Annotated in this window: 12 protein-coding genes; 11 read left to right on the top strand and 1 reads right to left on the bottom strand. The window is 38.7% G+C overall.

Annotated elements, in window-relative coordinates:
* Position 1 precedes the first annotated feature (1 nt).
* On the top strand, positions 2 to 958 hold the full coding sequence (locus tag GGR21_RS05250; protein WP_183306137.1) for a PCMD domain-containing protein: 957 nt from the start codon (positions 2 to 4) through the stop codon (positions 956 to 958).
* A 183-nt stretch (positions 959 to 1,141) separates the two neighbouring features.
* Here GGR21_RS05250 and GGR21_RS05255 read toward each other — a convergent pair whose 3' ends face one another.
* Positions 1,142 to 1,744: a SagB/ThcOx family dehydrogenase gene (locus GGR21_RS05255; RefSeq protein WP_183306138.1), complete on the bottom strand. Its 603-nt coding sequence runs from the start codon at positions 1,742 to 1,744 to the stop codon at positions 1,142 to 1,144.
* A gap of 167 nt (positions 1,745 to 1,911) precedes the next feature.
* Here GGR21_RS05255 and GGR21_RS05260 point away from each other — a divergent pair, with 167 nt between their 5' ends.
* From GGR21_RS05260 to GGR21_RS05305, 10 genes are all read left to right on the top strand, one after another.
* Positions 1,912 to 3,144 carry a lipoprotein N-acyltransferase Lnb domain-containing protein gene (locus tag GGR21_RS05260; RefSeq protein WP_246347996.1) on the top strand — a complete coding sequence of 411 codons (1,233 nt, stop codon included), beginning with the start codon at positions 1,912 to 1,914 and terminating at the stop codon, positions 3,142 to 3,144.
* Positions 3,141 to 4,727 carry an alkaline phosphatase family protein gene (locus GGR21_RS05265; protein ID WP_183306139.1) on the top strand — a complete coding sequence of 529 codons (1,587 nt, stop codon included), beginning with the start codon at positions 3,141 to 3,143 and terminating at the stop codon, positions 4,725 to 4,727. The genes GGR21_RS05260 and GGR21_RS05265 overlap by 4 nt, the downstream gene beginning before the upstream one ends.
* A 93-nt stretch (positions 4,728 to 4,820) precedes the next feature.
* Positions 4,821 to 8,138, top strand: a complete 3,318-nt coding sequence (gene secA / locus GGR21_RS05270; RefSeq protein ID WP_183306140.1) for a preprotein translocase subunit SecA — start codon at positions 4,821 to 4,823, stop codon at positions 8,136 to 8,138.
* Between the two features lie 202 nt (positions 8,139 to 8,340).
* The gene (gene gyrA, locus GGR21_RS05275) at positions 8,341 to 10,947 is read left to right on the top strand and encodes a DNA gyrase subunit A (RefSeq protein WP_183306141.1); all 2,607 of its coding nucleotides are present in this window, start codon (positions 8,341 to 8,343) and stop codon (positions 10,945 to 10,947) included.
* Between the two features lie 24 nt (positions 10,948 to 10,971).
* Positions 10,972 to 12,270 carry a tetratricopeptide repeat protein gene (locus GGR21_RS05280; RefSeq protein ID WP_183306142.1) on the top strand — a complete coding sequence of 433 codons (1,299 nt, stop codon included), beginning with the start codon at positions 10,972 to 10,974 and terminating at the stop codon, positions 12,268 to 12,270.
* Between the two features lie 169 nt (positions 12,271 to 12,439).
* Positions 12,440 to 12,760 (top strand): DJ-1/PfpI family protein, encoded by a 321-nt coding sequence (locus GGR21_RS05285; protein WP_246347997.1) that lies wholly within the window; start codon positions 12,440 to 12,442, stop codon positions 12,758 to 12,760.
* A 230-nt stretch (positions 12,761 to 12,990) separates the two neighbouring features.
* Positions 12,991 to 14,085 carry a methylmalonyl Co-A mutase-associated GTPase MeaB gene (gene meaB / locus GGR21_RS05290; RefSeq protein ID WP_183306143.1) on the top strand — a complete coding sequence of 365 codons (1,095 nt, stop codon included), beginning with the start codon at positions 12,991 to 12,993 and terminating at the stop codon, positions 14,083 to 14,085.
* A 135-nt stretch (positions 14,086 to 14,220) separates the two neighbouring features.
* Positions 14,221 to 15,183 carry an ROK family protein gene (locus GGR21_RS05295; RefSeq protein WP_183306144.1) on the top strand — a complete coding sequence of 321 codons (963 nt, stop codon included), beginning with the start codon at positions 14,221 to 14,223 and terminating at the stop codon, positions 15,181 to 15,183.
* A gap of 133 nt (positions 15,184 to 15,316) precedes the next feature.
* Entirely contained in the window at positions 15,317 to 16,483 is a 1,167-nt protein-coding gene (locus GGR21_RS05300; protein WP_183306145.1) for an AIR synthase related protein, read from the top strand.
* Between the two features lie 111 nt (positions 16,484 to 16,594).
* Positions 16,595 to 16,834, top strand: coding sequence for a hypothetical protein (locus GGR21_RS05305; protein ID WP_183306146.1), 240 nt, complete (start codon positions 16,595 to 16,597; stop codon positions 16,832 to 16,834).
* The last annotated feature ends 56 nt before the right edge of the window (positions 16,835 to 16,890 follow it).

A 16,890-nucleotide genomic window follows, 5' to 3' on the forward strand; every position in this document is an offset into this window, starting at 1 on the left:
TATGAAAAAACTATATATTACCTCGTTGGTAGTGTTGTTTATGGTTTCTAGCCTATCGGCACAGACTGAAAAAGTAGAGTCAATAGCTTTTGGCAATATGGATACCTGGATGGTGAGAAAAATAAAAGAATCGGGTATTATTGGGGGAAATACCAGATATCTGTACGAGATTACTAAAGGAGATACACTTGTCGATGCCGCATATAAGAATACATCATCTCCCTGGGCGACGTCTTCGGTATTGGCAAAGGTAAAAGGTGTAACTAAGACAAGTATTACTGTTTTCCCGGAGCAAAGGGGAAGCGGACATTGTGCGCGGCTGGAAACAAGGATAGAAAATGTTAAAGTGCTGGGACTTATTAATATAAACGTACTAGCCAGTGGCACTATATTTCTGGGAGAAATGATTGAGCCGATAACGAGCACAGATAACCCGCAATCGAAACTGATAACGGGAATAGCTTTTACTGGTCGTCCCAAATATCTGCAATATGACTATAAGGTAACTACCGGAGGGGATTGTATAAGGTCGACAGGTTTCAGTGGTCAGAAAAAAGTTGACAGAAAAGATATGGCCGAAGTACAGATACTATTGCAATACCGTTGGGAAGATGCTGATGGCAATGTATATGCAAAAAGAGTGGGTACAGGCTGGGAACGTTTCCAGAATTCTGTTGAAAGCTGGCAAAATAATCACCGTCTCGAGGTTCATTACGGTGATGTAACTGCAAAAAGTTTCTATGGCTCTTATATGGGACTAAAAGATAAGGAAGAAACATACTATTATACAAAGAATAGTAAGGGTAAAATGGTGCCGATACGCGAAGTCGCATGGGCTGCTCCGGATGAAAAAGTAACTCATTTGATCGTTCAATTCTCGTCCAGTAATGGAGGCGCATATACAGGAAGCATCAATAGCCGGCTATGGATAGATAATGTCAAATTAGTTTATAAATAGGAATAAAAAAGAGGGTGTGTCAAAAGTCAAACTGCTCTATTAAAGTGTTATCCTCTTTGTCATTCTGAATGTAATGAAGAATCTCAACCCTCCGGACACGAGATGTTTCACTCCGTTCAACATGACAAAAAGAAAGTAAAAATTACTTTTGACACACCCTCTTCTCTTTTATAATTGTGATTATTATTTCACATAACCTATAGCCTGAACAATAGTTATTTCCTGATTATCTGCCAATTTCATAGCTTTATGCAGATCAGGCCTTTGGAATGAAGCCCGCACAACAGAACCTAATCCAGCCGAAGCACAATACAGATATACATTCTGGGCAATGAACCCGCTGTCGATAAATCCGGCTTCACGGTTCGAAGCCTTACTCATATCGGCCACGTAAACAAGGGTTAGGGATGCATTTTCCGATATATTAGCTTGTCCCAGGGCCTGTCTGAAATCACCTTTCTGTATAAGTTTTAAGATGTTTGCCTTAGCGTTGTAAAGGTATATACCTGTATCAAAGACAACATACACGTCCATTTCCTGACGATTTTGCGATGTAGGTACAACACGTTTGTCCTCCCGGTTAAATCCGTTAGCCGCCCATAGCAGATCCGACAAAGTTTGCGCCGGCAGATCCTTTTTCTCGAAGCTGCGGTTCGACTGACGTTCGTTCATTGCATCCAGTAATGGCTTTCCTCCCGTTTTTGTGGGTGCGTTCAATGGTATATCCTGTGCCGAAAGGCAACTTATAAAAGATAACAGCAAGATTGTGAATAGTCCTTTTTTCATACGAGTATACTTTTTAAAAATTTCTGTTTAAATTTATATAATATCATTGTCATTATCTACATAAATATGTTCGTTTTTAAGTAAAATTCACATCATAATAACGAATGAAGAGTCTGACTTAGCACATTCTTTTAACGGATATCTTATCTTTGTGCATAAATAAAAATATGATGCGTAAATATATTATACTCCTTATACTAATCACCGGATTCGTGCAGTTAACCAAAGCTCAGAAAGAATATATATTTCCTGTAACACTGAGCGATTCGGCGCAAATCAGCCTTCTCACAAATCAGCCTTGGGATGAAGCTGTTTATTCTTTGTTCGGGCATGCATCTATGCGGGTAAAAGATCCTGTGCAGAATTTCGACTTCGCCTTTAATTTCGGTATCTTCAATATGAGTAAGGATAATTTCATATTGTTATTCGTCAAAGGCGAGACCGACTACATGGTTGCCGCTATTCCTTTCCATTACTATTATCTGGACTATCAGGAAAAAGGAACAAGTATCATAGAACAGATCTTAAACCTTACACAGGAAGAAAAACAGGAAATATATGACGCCTTTCTGATAAATATCAGACCAGAAAACAGGGAATACCGGTACAATTATTTCTATGACAACTGCGCCACCCGTCCCCGTGATATACTGGAGAAGTACATAAAAGGTAAAATAAATTATATCCCTACAGGTAAAGACCAGTCGTACCGTGATCTTGTGCACGAATGCACTAAAGTACGGTCATGGTTCGAATTTGGGGTTGATCTTGTGATTGGTTCCGAGGCTGATAAGACAATAAATGACAGGCAAAAAGATTTCCTTCCCGAATATCTGATGAATGCTTATCAGGGAGCGACAGTCCGGAATGACAGTATTTCCCGCGAACTGGTTCTTTCCAGGTCAATATTACTAGAACCGGCGCCATTGAGTAAAGATATTCCGGTAAAACCTGTCCATGCAGGGATTTTGTTATTAATTATTACAATTGCTATTTCTATCTTAACTTACAAAAAAAGAGAATTTAAGGCCGCTCATATTTTTGATACAATATTATTCTTAATAGCTGGTATTGCGGGATTTATCATATTTTTCCTGATGTTTTTTTCGGAGCATCCATGTACTTATCCTAACTGGAATATCATATGGCTGAATCCATTGCAATTGATCGCAGCCTTTTTATTCTTTGCAAAATCACTGGCAAAGTATCTAAGTTATTATCATTTTATTAACTTTGTGGCGCTTTTAGCATTTCTTTTGGCATGGAGTTTGATACCACAACAATTAGAAATAGCATTTATTCCGTATATCTTATCTATTGCGATCAGATCTGGAATGAACATTTTACAGGTAAAAAAGTTAAATAAGAAAGCTGATTACAGCTTGCCCAGAGCAAAATGATAAGAATAATAACCTCTTTAGTCGCAGTATTAACAATATCTTCCATACAGGCTCAATCGACTGTAAGGGAGACACCTAAGCTTGTAATTGGTATTACTATCGACCAGTTGCGGGGCGATTATCTGGAGTTATTCCAGCATACATTTACCCAGAGAGGCTTTAAAAGGCTTTTGAGCGAAGGATTGGTCTATCAGAACATAAAGTACGACTTTCCTAATCTCGACGATGCATCTGCCATAGCTACCATTTATACGGGCACAATGCCGTTTTATCACGGGATAGTAGGCAATAAAAAGTATCTGGCTGCTAAGCAACAGGAGGTATCTACATTTGCCGACGATAATTTTCTGGGAAATTATACACAAGATAAGGTTTCACCTTTAGCAATAAAAACCTCTACCATAACAGATGAATTAAAGATCGCCACCGGTGGCTCATCCGATGTGTATTCATTTGCTCCGAATATTTCCCAGGCTCTTATAACTGCCGGATTGAGGGGTAACACTGCGTACTGGGTGGATGACTACACTGGAAAATGGGCTTCATCTACATATTATGGGGCTTTTTACTGGTCTGTAGACCAGGAAAACCGCAGTAATTATGATTTTTCGGTAAAGGCCAAAACCTCGAAATGGACTCCATTACTTAATATGGGTGATTATAAGGCATTCCCTTTTTTACAGGGCGTCTCGTATTTTACTCATGAAACAAGTTCTGGGACAGATGCTTTTGTCAGGATAAAACAAACTCCTGCCATAAATGAGAATGTGACATCGATGGCAATGACAGTCTTAAACAAGGCTGAACTGGGAAAACGAATTGCTCCGGATTTCCTTTCATTGACTTTCTATGCCGGAAATTATGGTAATACATCTGATTATTCTGTTGAGATACAGGATACATATGCCCGCCTCGACAGGGATATTGAAAAAATACTGGATGAAGTTGAAAAGACTGTCGGATTAAGAAACGCCCTGATCTTCGTTACTTCTACAGGCTATTATAACTCTAACGAATCGGACAATTCGGGAAAACAAAATATACCTGAACGCAAGTTTTATGTAAACCGTTGCGAAGCTCTGCTCAATATGTATTTGATGGCCATATATGGCAGGGACAGCAAATGGGTTGATAAATTATATAACGGACAGGTTTACCTGAACCGTGAGCTGATCAAACAAAAGAATATATCGTTACAGGAAATCCAGAACAAGGCTGCTGAGTTTGTTTCCGAGTTTACCGGAGTACAAGAAGTTTATACAACCTATCAGTTACAGCATGGACAATGGAATCCGGTGATGGAATTCTACAAAAACGGTTATACCCAGGAAACAACCGGAGATCTATTTGTAGAACTGCAACCAGGTTATAAAATAGTAAATGATCAGGATCCTTCTTTCAAGGAAAAGCAGGTACGCAACAATGCTGTTGTATGCCCTGTTATTTTTTTTGGAAACAGCATCAAGCCCGAACGGATTAAAAGAACGATAAAGGCTACCGAAATAGCGCCTACTGTATCGTATATCATGCGCATACGTTCGCCGAATGCGGCAAAAGAAGAAGCTTTATCCGAATTACTCTGAACAGCTAACAGTCAATAGTTAACTGTTAACAATGAAAATGAGTAATCTTGAAATTTTTAAATATTAAATCTTGAAATAAAAAAATAAATATATATGGGATTCGCTGATTTTTTAACATCATTATTCGGAAACAAATCTCAACGCGACTTAAAAGAGATTAATCCGTATGTAGACCGTATACAAACTGTATATCCTGAAATAGAACGTCTGTCGAACGACGAGCTGCGTGCCAAAACCGCAGAGATCAGACAGCAGGTTCAGGATTATGTAGCTACGGAAAAAAATAAAATTGTAGAACTGAAAGCTAAAGTTGAAACACTCGAAATAGACGAGCGTGAAGAAATCTGGGCTGAAGTTGATAAGCTGGAAAAAGAAGTAATGGACAAATACGAAGAAGTACTCGACAAGGTGCTTCCTGAAGCTTTTTCCATTATGAAAGATACCGCCCGCCGTTTTACGCAAAATGAAGAGATTGTAGTAACAGCGACTGATTTTGATAGGGAACTGGCTGAAATACATGATTTTGTTGATATAGATGGAGATAAAGCTATCTATCACAACCACTGGGTAGCAGGAGGAAATGAGATCGTTTGGGATATGATTCATTATGATGTACAGCTATTTGGTGGTACTGTGCTTCATAAAGGTAAGATTGCCGAAATGGCTACAGGGGAAGGTAAAACCCTTGTGGGTACATTACCTGTATTCCTTAATGCGCTGACAGGCAACGGTGTGCATGTGGTAACGGTGAATGATTACCTGGCAAAACGTGACTCGGAGTGGATGGGGCCTATGTATATGTTCAATGGGCTTTCCGTAGATTGTATTGACAAGCATCAGCCTAACTCGGAAGGTCGTCGCAAAGCTTATCAGGCAGATATTACGTTCGGGACGAACAATGAATTCGGTTTCGACTACCTGCGTGATAATATGGCAATTAACCCATCCGATCTGGTACAGCGCAAACATAACTTCGCTATTGTTGACGAGGTTGACTCCGTATTGATCGACGATGCCCGTACACCATTGATTATTTCAGGGCCGACACCTAAAGGCGAACAACAGCTTTTTGAAGAGTTCCGCCCACGTGTGGAAATAATCGTAAAAGCACAAAGAGATTTAGCCACAAAATTATTGGCTGAAGCAAAAGCGAAGATGAACTCGGAAGATAAAGAACAACAGAAAGAAGGTGCTTTCCTGTTATATCGTTCATTTAAAGGACTTCCCAAAAATAAACCATTGATCAAGTTCCTGAGTGAGCCGGGTATCAAAGCTGCTATGCTGAAGACAGAAGAAGAATACATGGCTGAGCAGATGCGCCGGATGCATGAAGTTACAGACGAACTTTATTTTGTAATCGATGAAAAGAATAACAGCATTGAGCTTACGGATAAGGGGATTGACCTGCTGACAGGTAATTCTGACGACCCGTTATTTTTCGTATTGCCAGATATTAGTTCTCAGCTATCCGAACTCGAAAATCTGACTGTATCTGATGGCGAGAAAGCACAGAAGAAAGACGAGATTATGCAGAATTACTCGATCAAGTCAGAACGTGTTCATACAGTAAATCAGCTGCTTAAAGCATATGCATTATTTGAGAAGGATGATGAATATGTTGTTATCGACAATAAAGTAATGATCGTTGATGAGCAGACAGGCCGTATTATGGACGGACGCCGTTATTCTGACGGACTGCATCAGGCGATAGAGGCAAAAGAACGTGTAAAGGTAGAAGCTGCCACTCAGACATTCGCAACCATTACATTGCAGAATTATTTCCGTATGTACCACAAGCTTGCCGGTATGACAGGTACGGCGGAAACAGAAGCAGGTGAGTTGTGGAACATCTACAAACTGGATGTGGTAGTTATTCCTACTAACAAGCCAATTGCCCGTAACGATATGAACGACCGTATATATAAGACCAAACGTGAAAAATATACGGCTGTTATACAGGAAATAGAAAAGCTTGTAAGTGAAGGACGTGCCGTACTGGTAGGTACAACTTCTGTTGAAATATCAGAATTACTGAGTAAGATGCTTACCATGCGTAAGATCAAACATAATGTATTGAATGCCAAGTTACACCAGCGTGAAGCCGAGGTTGTTGCCCTTGCCGGACAGCCGGGAGCGGTTACCATTGCTACCAATATGGCTGGTCGTGGTACCGACATTAAATTGGCGCCTAGCGTGAAAGAAGCGGGAGGTTTAGCAATCATTGGTACAGAGCGTCACGAATCGCGCCGTGTAGACCGTCAGTTGCGTGGTCGTGCCGGACGTCAGGGTGACCCGGGATCATCAGTATTCTATATATCGCTGGAAGACGATTTGATGCGTTTATTCGCATCCGAGCGTATTGCAGGGATGATGGATAAGATGGGCTTCAAAGAAGGCGAAATGCTTGAGCATAACATGCTTAGCAAGTCTGTGGAGCGTGCCCAGAAGAAAGTAGAAGAAAATAACTTCGGTATCCGTAAGCGTTTGCTGGAGTATGACGATGTGATGAACTCGCAGCGTGAAGTGGTTTACAAACGCCGCCGTCATGCACTGATGGGAGAACGTATTGGCATCGATATTGTGAATATGTTCTACGATGCAGCAGTTAATTTATCAGAAGAATATGCTAACAATCTCGATTACGAAGGATTAAAAATAGATCTGCTACGCTTGTTTGCTATCGAAGTACCATTTGACGAATCTGCATTCCGCTCGATGAAGCCGGAGGCTATATCAGATGCTATTTATGAGAAAGCAGTACAGAACTTCAAGCAAAAGATGGATCGTCTGGCAGAGATTGCTAACCCTGTGATCAAACAGGTTTTTGAAGAGCAGGGAGATAAATTTGAGAATATACTTATTCCTATAACAGACGGAAAACGTATCTACAATATTTCATGTAATCTGAAAGAAGCCTACGAAACCGAGTCGAAGGATATTATCAAATCTTTTGAAAAAGCAATTGTTCTCCATACGATAGACGAAGAGTGGAAAGAACACCTTCGCGAAATGGATGATTTGCGACAATCGGTACAGAATGCGAGCTATGAACAAAAAGATCCACTGTTGATCTATAAGCTTGAATCTTTCAACCTCTTCAAAACTATGTTGAATAGCATCAACTCGAAAGCTGTAACTATACTGATGCGTGGTCAGATACCGGTTCGTGAACCTGAACAGGTTCGTCAGGCTGCGCCGGAACAAAAAACTGATTATAGCCGCTATCGTACAGAAAAAGATGATGTTGATCAAGGTGGAGGCGAACAAAGAAGACCGCCTATGCCGGGACAAGATCCAAACAGACCACGACCTACAGCTCCGATACATGTAGACAAGAAGCCGGGGCGAAATGATCCTTGTTTCTGCGGAAGTGGTAAAAAATATAAGAACTGCCACGGTAAAAACGAATAATTTTTTGACTGTTGAATTGAAGTAAAATTCATATAAATAAAAGCCCGGTAGATATATATACTTCCCGGGCTTTTTTGCGTCTGTATATTTTCATAATAAAAAGGAAATTTGTATCTTAGCATGTTTTTTAAACAGTCGTGAAAACCTTATCACAAAGGCTTTTTATAAATATTTGAGAATAAAAAAATTATCTTAAAATATAATGGCAGAAGCAGAGGATAGAATTATTAAAATTAACATCGAGGACGAAATGAAATCTGCCTACATTGATTATTCAATGTCGGTAATTGTATCGAGAGCATTGCCCGATGTAAGGGACGGATTTAAACCCGTTCACCGCCGTATCCTTTATGGTATGAGCGAATTAGGAAACACTTCAAATAAACCACACAAAAAATCAGCCAGGATCGTGGGGGAAGTATTAGGTAAATACCACCCGCACGGAGACTCTTCGGTTTATTTTGCGATGGTGCGTATGGCTCAGGAATGGAGTATGCGCTATATGTTGGTTGACGGTCAGGGTAATATGGGTAGTGTTGACGGTGATAGTCCGGCAGCAATGCGTTATACCGAGGCCCGTCTGAGCCGTTTGGCAGAAGAAATGCTGAAAGACATAGATAAGGAAACTGTTGATTTTCAGCTTAACTTCGATGATACGTTGAAAGAACCTACGGTTCTTCCTACACGTATTCCGAATCTGCTTGTAAACGGAGCATCCGGTATTGCTGTTGGTATGGCTACCAATATGGCCCCTCACAATATGACAGAAGCTATTAATGCCACTATTGCATATATTGAAGACAAAGATATCGAGATCGAAGGTCTGATGGAGCACATAAAAGCTCCAGATTTCCCATCCGGTGGATTTATATATGGCTATCAGGGTGTTAAAGATGCCTTTGAAACTGGCCGTGGCCGGGTTATTATGCGTGGTCGTGCCGAAATAGAAATGGAAGGCAATCATGAAAAAATCGTAGTTACAGAAATACCATATCTGGTAAATAAAGCCGAACTGATCAAGCATATAGCCGATTTAGTCGGCGAAAAGAGACTGGATGGCATCAGCAATGTAAACGATGAATCAGACCGTCAGGGAATGCGTATCGTTGTCGATGTTAAGCGTGATGCGAATGCGAATGTTGTGCTTAACAAGTTATATAAGCTTACAGCATTACAGTCTTCATTCAGTGTTAATAACATCGCTTTGGTAAAAGGCCGTCCACGTACGCTGAATCTTAAAGACATGATTTCCGCATTTGTAGAACACAGAATAGATGTGGTTATTCGTCGTACTAATTTCGATTTACGTAAAGCGGAAGAACGGGCACATATACTTGAGGGATTGATTATTGCCTCTGACAATATTGACGAAGTGATAGCAATAATCAGAGCGTCTAAATCTCCACAGGAGGCTATAGAAACATTGATGGAGAGATTTTCTCTTTCTGATCTCCAGGCTCGTGCGATCGTAGAAATGCGTCTGCGTCAGTTGACAGGACTTGAACAGGATAAATTACATAATGAATATGATGAAGTTCAGAAACTGATCGCATATTTAAAAGAAATTCTTGAGAATGAAGAGCTTCGCATGACTGTTATTAAAAATGAATTAATCGAAGTAAGAGACAAATACGGAGACAAACGTCGTACAGAGATAGTTTATGCATCAGAGGAACTTAATCCGGAGGATTTCTATTCCAATGACGAAATGATTATTACTGTTTCTCATTTAGGCTATATTAAGCGTACTCCGCTAAGCGAATTCAGGGCTCAAAACAGAGGTGGAGTAGGGGCAAAAGGCTCGGAAACACGTAATGAAGACTTTATTGAGCATATTTATCCGGCTTCGATGCACAATTACATCTTGCTGTTTACCCAAAAAGGAAGATGCTACTGGTTACGTGTATTTGATATACCGGAAGGTACCAAGAATTCGAAAGGGCGTGCAATACAGAATCTTCTAAATATAGAATCGGATGATAAAGCAACAGCATTTATACGTGTCAGAGGGTTCGGTGATAAAGAATATATTAATACGCACTATCTTGTATTCTGTACTAAACAAGGAGTTATTAAGAAAACAAGCCTTGAAGCATATTCCCGTCCACGTCAGAATGGTGTTAATGCGATAACTATACGTGAAGACGATAAAGTGATAGAAGTGCTTATGACTGACGGTGATAGTGAAATCCTTATAGCTAACCGTAATGGGCGCGCTATACGTTTCCATGAATCGGAAGTCCGCGAAATGGGACGTACAGCCACTGGAGTTCGAGGTATGCGTATTGATGAAGACGGAGAAGATGAAGTTGTAGGCATGCTTGCTATGTCGAAAGAAGCACAAAAAACTGAAACTATTATGGTAGTTTCGGAACAGGGTTATGGTAAGCGAACAAATCTGAATGATAAAGACGAAGAGGGTAACGAAATCCTTGATGAAAACGGCAATATTGTACCTGTTTACCGGATTACCAGCCGTGGAGGGAAGGGCGTTAAAACCATGAATATTACAGACAAAACAGGTAAGCTGGTTTCGATTAATAGTGTTACTGATGATAACGATTTAATGATTATTAACAAGTCTGGTATAACAATTCGTCTAAAAGTTTCAGATATTCGCACTATGGGACGTGCTACACAGGGCGTAAGACTTATAAATCTGGGTAAAAGGAATGATGAAATAGCCTCTGTGTGTAAGGTTGAATCAGAACCAGAAGATGAAGATATAAATGACATAGATTTAGATTTATCTGATGATAGTAATGACGATAACACAACAGACACAAATAACTTTGAAGTAACAGAATAGATAATTAATTTAAAAACAGGTAATATGAAGAGAATATTATTAATTACATCACTCTGTGTGTTGGCAGGTTTCTCTTTTGCTCAGAAAAAAGCAGTGAAAGATGCCAAATCTGCAATGAAGAAGGATATTCCGGAAGCCAGAACTTTGATTAAGCCAGCGCTTACCGATCCGGAAACAGCAAATGATCCTGAAACATGGAAACTTGCCGGCGATATTGAATATACGGCTTTTGACAATGAACGTACACTGGAAATGCAAAAGCAATTTACAGGTAAAGGAGGTAATGAAGAGGCTATGTATACCGGGCTTTACAACATGTATGATCCATACATTAAAGCAGACGAACTGGGACAGCTTCCGAATGAAAAAGGAGAAGTTAAAAATAAAGTAAGAAAAGACATTGTGAAGAACATGCTTGATGGTCATAAATACTTCATCAATGGTGGTGTATTTTACAATGATAAACAAAATTATAAGAGGGCAGCAGACTTTTTTGAAAGATACTGGGAGATGCCTACACTGGCAATGTTCGAGGGTTCAAAAGAAGCTTTTGTTATAGACTCTATATTCCAGACTATTAAATATTATGCTGTTATCAGTTCTATACAATCGCAGGATCATGCCCGTTCTATAAAATTGTTGAATAAAATTATGGCAGAACCTTATATTGCTAATACCACATATAAGGAAAGCGATGTATACGAATTGTTAGCTAGTGAATATCAGCAAGTTGAGGACAGCCTTTCGTATGTAAAAACATTACGCGAAGGAGCTCAAAAATTCCCTAGTAATAAATATTTTACACCAAATCTTATCAATGAATTTATAAGAGGAGGAAAAGTTTCTGAAGCTCTGACATATCTTGATCAGGCTATAGCTAATGATCCGTCTAATACATGTGATCTTATGAGTGTTAAAGCATCTCTTTATGCTGAACAAAAAAACTACGATGAAGCGGCTCCAGCATATACAGCAGCTATAGCTGCTGATCCGAATTGCGAAAGAGCATTAGAAGGATTGGGCGTATTATACGTATTGCAAGCACAGGACTTGAAAGAAAAAGCGAGCCAGGCTGCTTCTCGGAGAGAGCAGGCTGAAATGGATAAACAAACATCAGAATTGTATCTGAAAGCATTACCATACCTGGAAAAATATTATGATCTGTTGAAAGCAAAAAATGCAGATACATATGAAGTTAGACCTGCTTTGATGAAACTTCAGAATGTATATTACAATCTAAGTCTTTTAGATGTTGATAAATCAAGTGAACTGAAAGTTATTGATGACGCTTTGAAAGCAATTACAGGAGAGACTGAAGAATAAAAAAAATTGATATATAAAAGCGAAGGAGTTGTTCCTACTTTGGGACAGCTCCTTTTTTATTATCTTTTAAATAATCAAAAGTTACTATATTTGTATTTATCTCACAAATGAGCATATTATTCATCGCAAAACTGACAGAAATTTTAACAAATTGACAATTTTGAAAAGTATGCAAAATAAGAAAGTATTGGTGTTTCTGGCAAAGGGATTTGAGACTATGGAGTTTTGTGTTTTTATAGATATTCTTGGCTGGGCCAGAGTTGATTATGGACATAATTTGATAGTTGACACATGTGGTTTTACTGAAAAAGTTATAAGTACTTTTGATGTACTCGTAATAGTAGATAAAACCATTGAAGAAATAGATGTTGACGAATATGACGCTTTGGCAATACCTGGTGGATTTGGGGAATTTGGTTTTTATGAAGAAGCATATGACGAAAGATTCTTAAAAATAATTAGGGAAATAAAAAAAGCTATGGGATTTTAAGAAAATGTTAACTTTAATTCAATTGTTATATAATCTCTATTATGTTTAATTTGTTTTTCTTTTGATAATTAAATATGCATTTTATTTCAGATACTTTATCTATGACATAGGTGACAGAAATTTGCTATTTGTGATTTTCTGGGTTTTCTCTGACATATACCTGATACTTTAAGCCCTCCTCTTTTTTTACTATATTTACATCATAATTCAATTTTAAAATATATTTGAATATGGAACATATCGAGAACGATGAACAGTTTCAGGGACTACGTGTAAACAAAGGGACTTCCGAACAACCTACAGTAAATCCCTATCTAAATAATTTCAAAAAATTTAAACGTAAAACATATACAGCTTCAGAATATGTGGAAGGTATCTTAAAAGGAAATATTACTATTCTGGGGCAGGCTGTAACCCTTATTGAAAGTGCCAAGCCAGATCATCAGGCTCTAGCACAGGAAGTGATAGAAAAATGTTTACCATATACAGGAAATTCTATCCGTGTAGGGATAACCGGAGTTCCGGGTGCAGGAAAAAGCACATCGATAGATGCTTTTGGAATGCATATTCTGAAGGAGAACCATAAACTGGCCGTATTAGCTATTGATCCTTCGAGTGAGGTTACAAAAGGTAGTATTCTGGGTGATAAAACCCGTATGGAGAAACTTTCGGTAGAACATAATGCCTTTATCCGCCCCTCCCCTTCTGCCGGTTCGCTGGGAGGTGTGGCACGCAAAACCCGTGAAACAATAATATTATGCGAGGCTGCAGGCTTTGATCGCATTATTGTGGAAACAGTTGGTGTAGGACAGTCTGAAACTGCTGTACATTCTATGGTAGATTTCTTCTTGCTTATTCAACTAGCAGGAACTGGAGATGAATTGCAGGGCATTAAACGTGGAATTATGGAAATGGCTGATGGTATTGTTATAAATAAGGCCGATGGAACTAATATAGAGAAAGCAAAACTGGCTCAATCCCATTTTCAGAATGCATTGCATCTGTTTCCCCTACCCGATTCTGGCTGGACACCTAAGGTGATGACTTATTCGGGGTATTATGAAATCGGCATCGATGAAGTCCTGAAAATGATAGATGACTACATTGATTTTGTAAAGAAAAATGGATATTTTGACTATCGCCGTAATGAACAATCACGATACTGGATGTATGAGACTATAAATGAAAAACTTAAAAATAATTTCTATAATAACCCGAAAATTCAGGAAGAATTGAAGGGATATGAACAACAGGTTTTAAATTCTCAAATGACTTCATTTGCTGCAGCAAACAAAATTCTGGACTCTTATCTTAAAAACCTTTAAAACCTAAATGTTAATTAGCATATGGGGATACGTTTTTATCATTTCTTCAAGTATATTTATATGTGAGAATTAATTATATTTGTACAGCTAAAATCTGAAAATAATTACATTGTAAAATTAACATATTTTTAAATCATGGAAAAACCATATGCTATTGGAATCGATATTGGTGGAACCAACTCGGTTTTTGGTGTCGTTGATAAAAGAGGACACATTATAAATCAAGGTTCTATCAAAACAGGAGCTTATAAAGAAATAAACGAATATGTAAACCATCTGTCTGCTGGTGTACAGGAGATAATTGATCAGGTTGGAGGTTCAGGAAACATCAAAGGTATTGGTGTTGGAGCTCCTAATGGTAATTATTTTACAGGTTGTATAGAGTTTGCGCCTAACCTGCCATGGAAAGGTGTGATTCCTTTAGCTCAGATGCTTTCTGATAAGCTGAATATTCCGGTGGCTCTTACTAACGATGCCAATGCTGCTGCAATCGGAGAAATGACTTATGGCGCAGCTCGGGGAATGAAAGATTTCATTGTTATCACTCTGGGTACAGGTGTTGGTAGTGGTATAGTAGTTAACGGGCAGTTAGTATATGGACATGATGGTTTTGCCGGAGAGCTTGGACACACAACTATAATTCGTGAAGGACGCATCTGTGGCTGTGGAAAGAAAGGCTGTCTTGAAACTTATACATCTGCTACAGGTGTTGCCCGCACAGCAAAAGAATATCTGCAAACGAGAAAAGACCCTAGTATACTGAGAGAATTGGATTTGGATACAATTGAATCAAAAGACGTTTACGATGCAGCCGTTAAAGGTGATCAGCTGGCATTGGAAATATTCGAATTCACAGGACAGCTATTAGGAGAATCCTTTGCCGATTTTGTGGCATTTTCCAGTCCTGAGGCTATTATCTTATTTGGAGGGCTAGCCAGATCTGGTAAATTTATCTTCGATCCGGTACGTAAGAATATGGAAGAGAATATGCTCCCTATTTACCGCAATAAGATCAAACTTCTTATGTCGGAACTGAAAGAAAGCGATGCTGCTGTACTCGGTGCCAGCGCCCTTGGATGGGAAGTGAAAGATTATTAAATAGCTCTTATTAATAATTAATATATAAGCAACCTGTAAGAATATCTTATAGGTTGCTTTGTTTTCGGATAAGTAGATTTTCAAATCATATTGATTTTATTAACTTTGTACACCAAATACAAATCATCGAAAAATGAGTGACCAACGTTATAACCAGAGAGGTGTTTCAGCTTCGAAAGAAGATGTACACAATGCTATAAAAAACATTGATAAAGGCATCTTTCCTAAGGCTTTTTGTAAGATAATTCCTGATATATTGGGTAATGATCCCGAATATTGCAATATAATGCATGCTGATGGAGCAGGTACAAAATCGTCACTTGCATATATGTATTGGAAAGAAACCGGTGACATCTCTGTATGGAAAGGTATAGCGCAAGATGCACTTATAATGAATATTGATGATCTGTTGTGTGTAGGAGCAACGGATAATATCCTGCTTTCTTCTACTATCGGCAGGAATAAGATGCTTATCCCAGGAGAAGTGATTTCCGCTATAATAAACGGTACCAATGATCTGTGCGAAGAATTATCTTCATTAGGAGTGAATATTTATCCTACAGGCGGAGAAACTGCCGATGTTGGCGACCTTGTTCGTACAATTATTGTAGATAGTACAGTCACCTGCCGTATGAAGCGGTCGGATGTGATATCGAACGATAATATACAAGACGGAGATCTGATTGTAGGGCTTTCTTCTTCGGGGCAGGCCAGCTATGAGAAAGAATATAACGGTGGTATGGGAAGTAATGGCCTGACTTCGGCTCGCCATGATGTATTTGCTAATTATCTGGCAGTAAAATACCCTGAAAGTTATGATTCGTCTATTCCTTCTAATCTGGTTTACTCCGGTAAAATGGAATTAACGGACAAGATAGAAAATCTTGGCATCGATGCCGGGAAACTGGTACTCTCCCCTACCCGCACTTATGCGCCTGTAATTAAGCAGATTCTTGAAAAGTTACGTCCCGTAATTCACGGAATGGTTCATTGCTCTGGTGGCGCGCAGACTAAAGTATTGCATTTTGTTGAAAATGTGAAAATTACGAAAAATAATATGTTCCCTGTTCCTCCTCTGTTTAAACTGATACAGGAGCAATCGGCTACAGACTGGAAGGAAATGTACAAGGTATTCAATATGGGACATCGTATGGAAATATATTTACCCAAAGAGAATGCTCAGGAGGTTATCGATATATCCAAATCATTTAATATTGATGCGCAGATTGTTGGTTTCGTAGAGAAATCCGATAAATCAGAATTGATAATAGAAAGTGAATTCGGTCATTTTGAATATTAATAAATGTAATAATCTAATATTTAACTTCCGTTAAATATATTTTAACTAAATAGCCAATTATATTTGTAGCATAACAAATTTGTATAACAAACTAAGCGAATAAAATCAGGTATGAAAAAACTAATAATGTCAGCTGTTATGTGTGTAGCCTTAATAGCTTCGGCCGGAGTAATGGCTCAGGATGGAAAAACTACACAAAAGGAATGCTGCAAAGCTAAAACCGAGTGCAAAAAAGACGGAGAAAAGAAAGCTTGCTGTTCAGATAAAAAAGCCACAACAGACAAGAAAGATTGTACTAAAGATGGAGCTAAAAAATCATGCTGCTCGGATAAAAAAGCTGATAAGAAATAACTATCATTTTTATAATGAAGAAGAAAGGACCCGATAATACCGGGTCCTTTTTATTT

This window comes from Dysgonomonas hofstadii (assembly GCF_014196915.1).
In the GTDB taxonomy this organism is placed as follows: Bacteria; Bacteroidota; Bacteroidia; order Bacteroidales; family Dysgonomonadaceae; genus Dysgonomonas; species Dysgonomonas hofstadii.

Coding starts and splice junctions, on each gene's coding strand:
- GGR21_RS05260 (WP_246347996.1), top strand. CDS start 1,912: ATGATGCGTAAATATATTATACTCCTTATACTAATCACCGGATTCGTG.
- GGR21_RS05305 (WP_183306146.1), top strand. CDS start 16,595: ATGAAAAAACTAATAATGTCAGCTGTTATGTGTGTAGCCTTAATAGCT.
- meaB (WP_183306143.1), top strand. CDS start 12,991: ATGGAACATATCGAGAACGATGAACAGTTTCAGGGACTACGTGTAAAC.
- GGR21_RS05300 (WP_183306145.1), top strand. CDS start 15,317: ATGAGTGACCAACGTTATAACCAGAGAGGTGTTTCAGCTTCGAAAGAA.
- GGR21_RS05285 (WP_246347997.1), top strand. CDS start 12,440: ATGCAAAATAAGAAAGTATTGGTGTTTCTGGCAAAGGGATTTGAGACT.
- GGR21_RS05265 (WP_183306139.1), top strand. CDS start 3,141: ATGATAAGAATAATAACCTCTTTAGTCGCAGTATTAACAATATCTTCC.
- GGR21_RS05250 (WP_183306137.1), top strand. CDS start 2: ATGAAAAAACTATATATTACCTCGTTGGTAGTGTTGTTTATGGTTTCT.
- secA (WP_183306140.1), top strand. CDS start 4,821: ATGGGATTCGCTGATTTTTTAACATCATTATTCGGAAACAAATCTCAA.
- GGR21_RS05295 (WP_183306144.1), top strand. CDS start 14,221: ATGGAAAAACCATATGCTATTGGAATCGATATTGGTGGAACCAACTCG.
- GGR21_RS05255 (WP_183306138.1), bottom strand. CDS start 1,744: ATGAAAAAAGGACTATTCACAATCTTGCTGTTATCTTTTATAAGTTGC.
- gyrA (WP_183306141.1), top strand. CDS start 8,341: ATGGCAGAAGCAGAGGATAGAATTATTAAAATTAACATCGAGGACGAA.
- GGR21_RS05280 (WP_183306142.1), top strand. CDS start 10,972: ATGAAGAGAATATTATTAATTACATCACTCTGTGTGTTGGCAGGTTTC.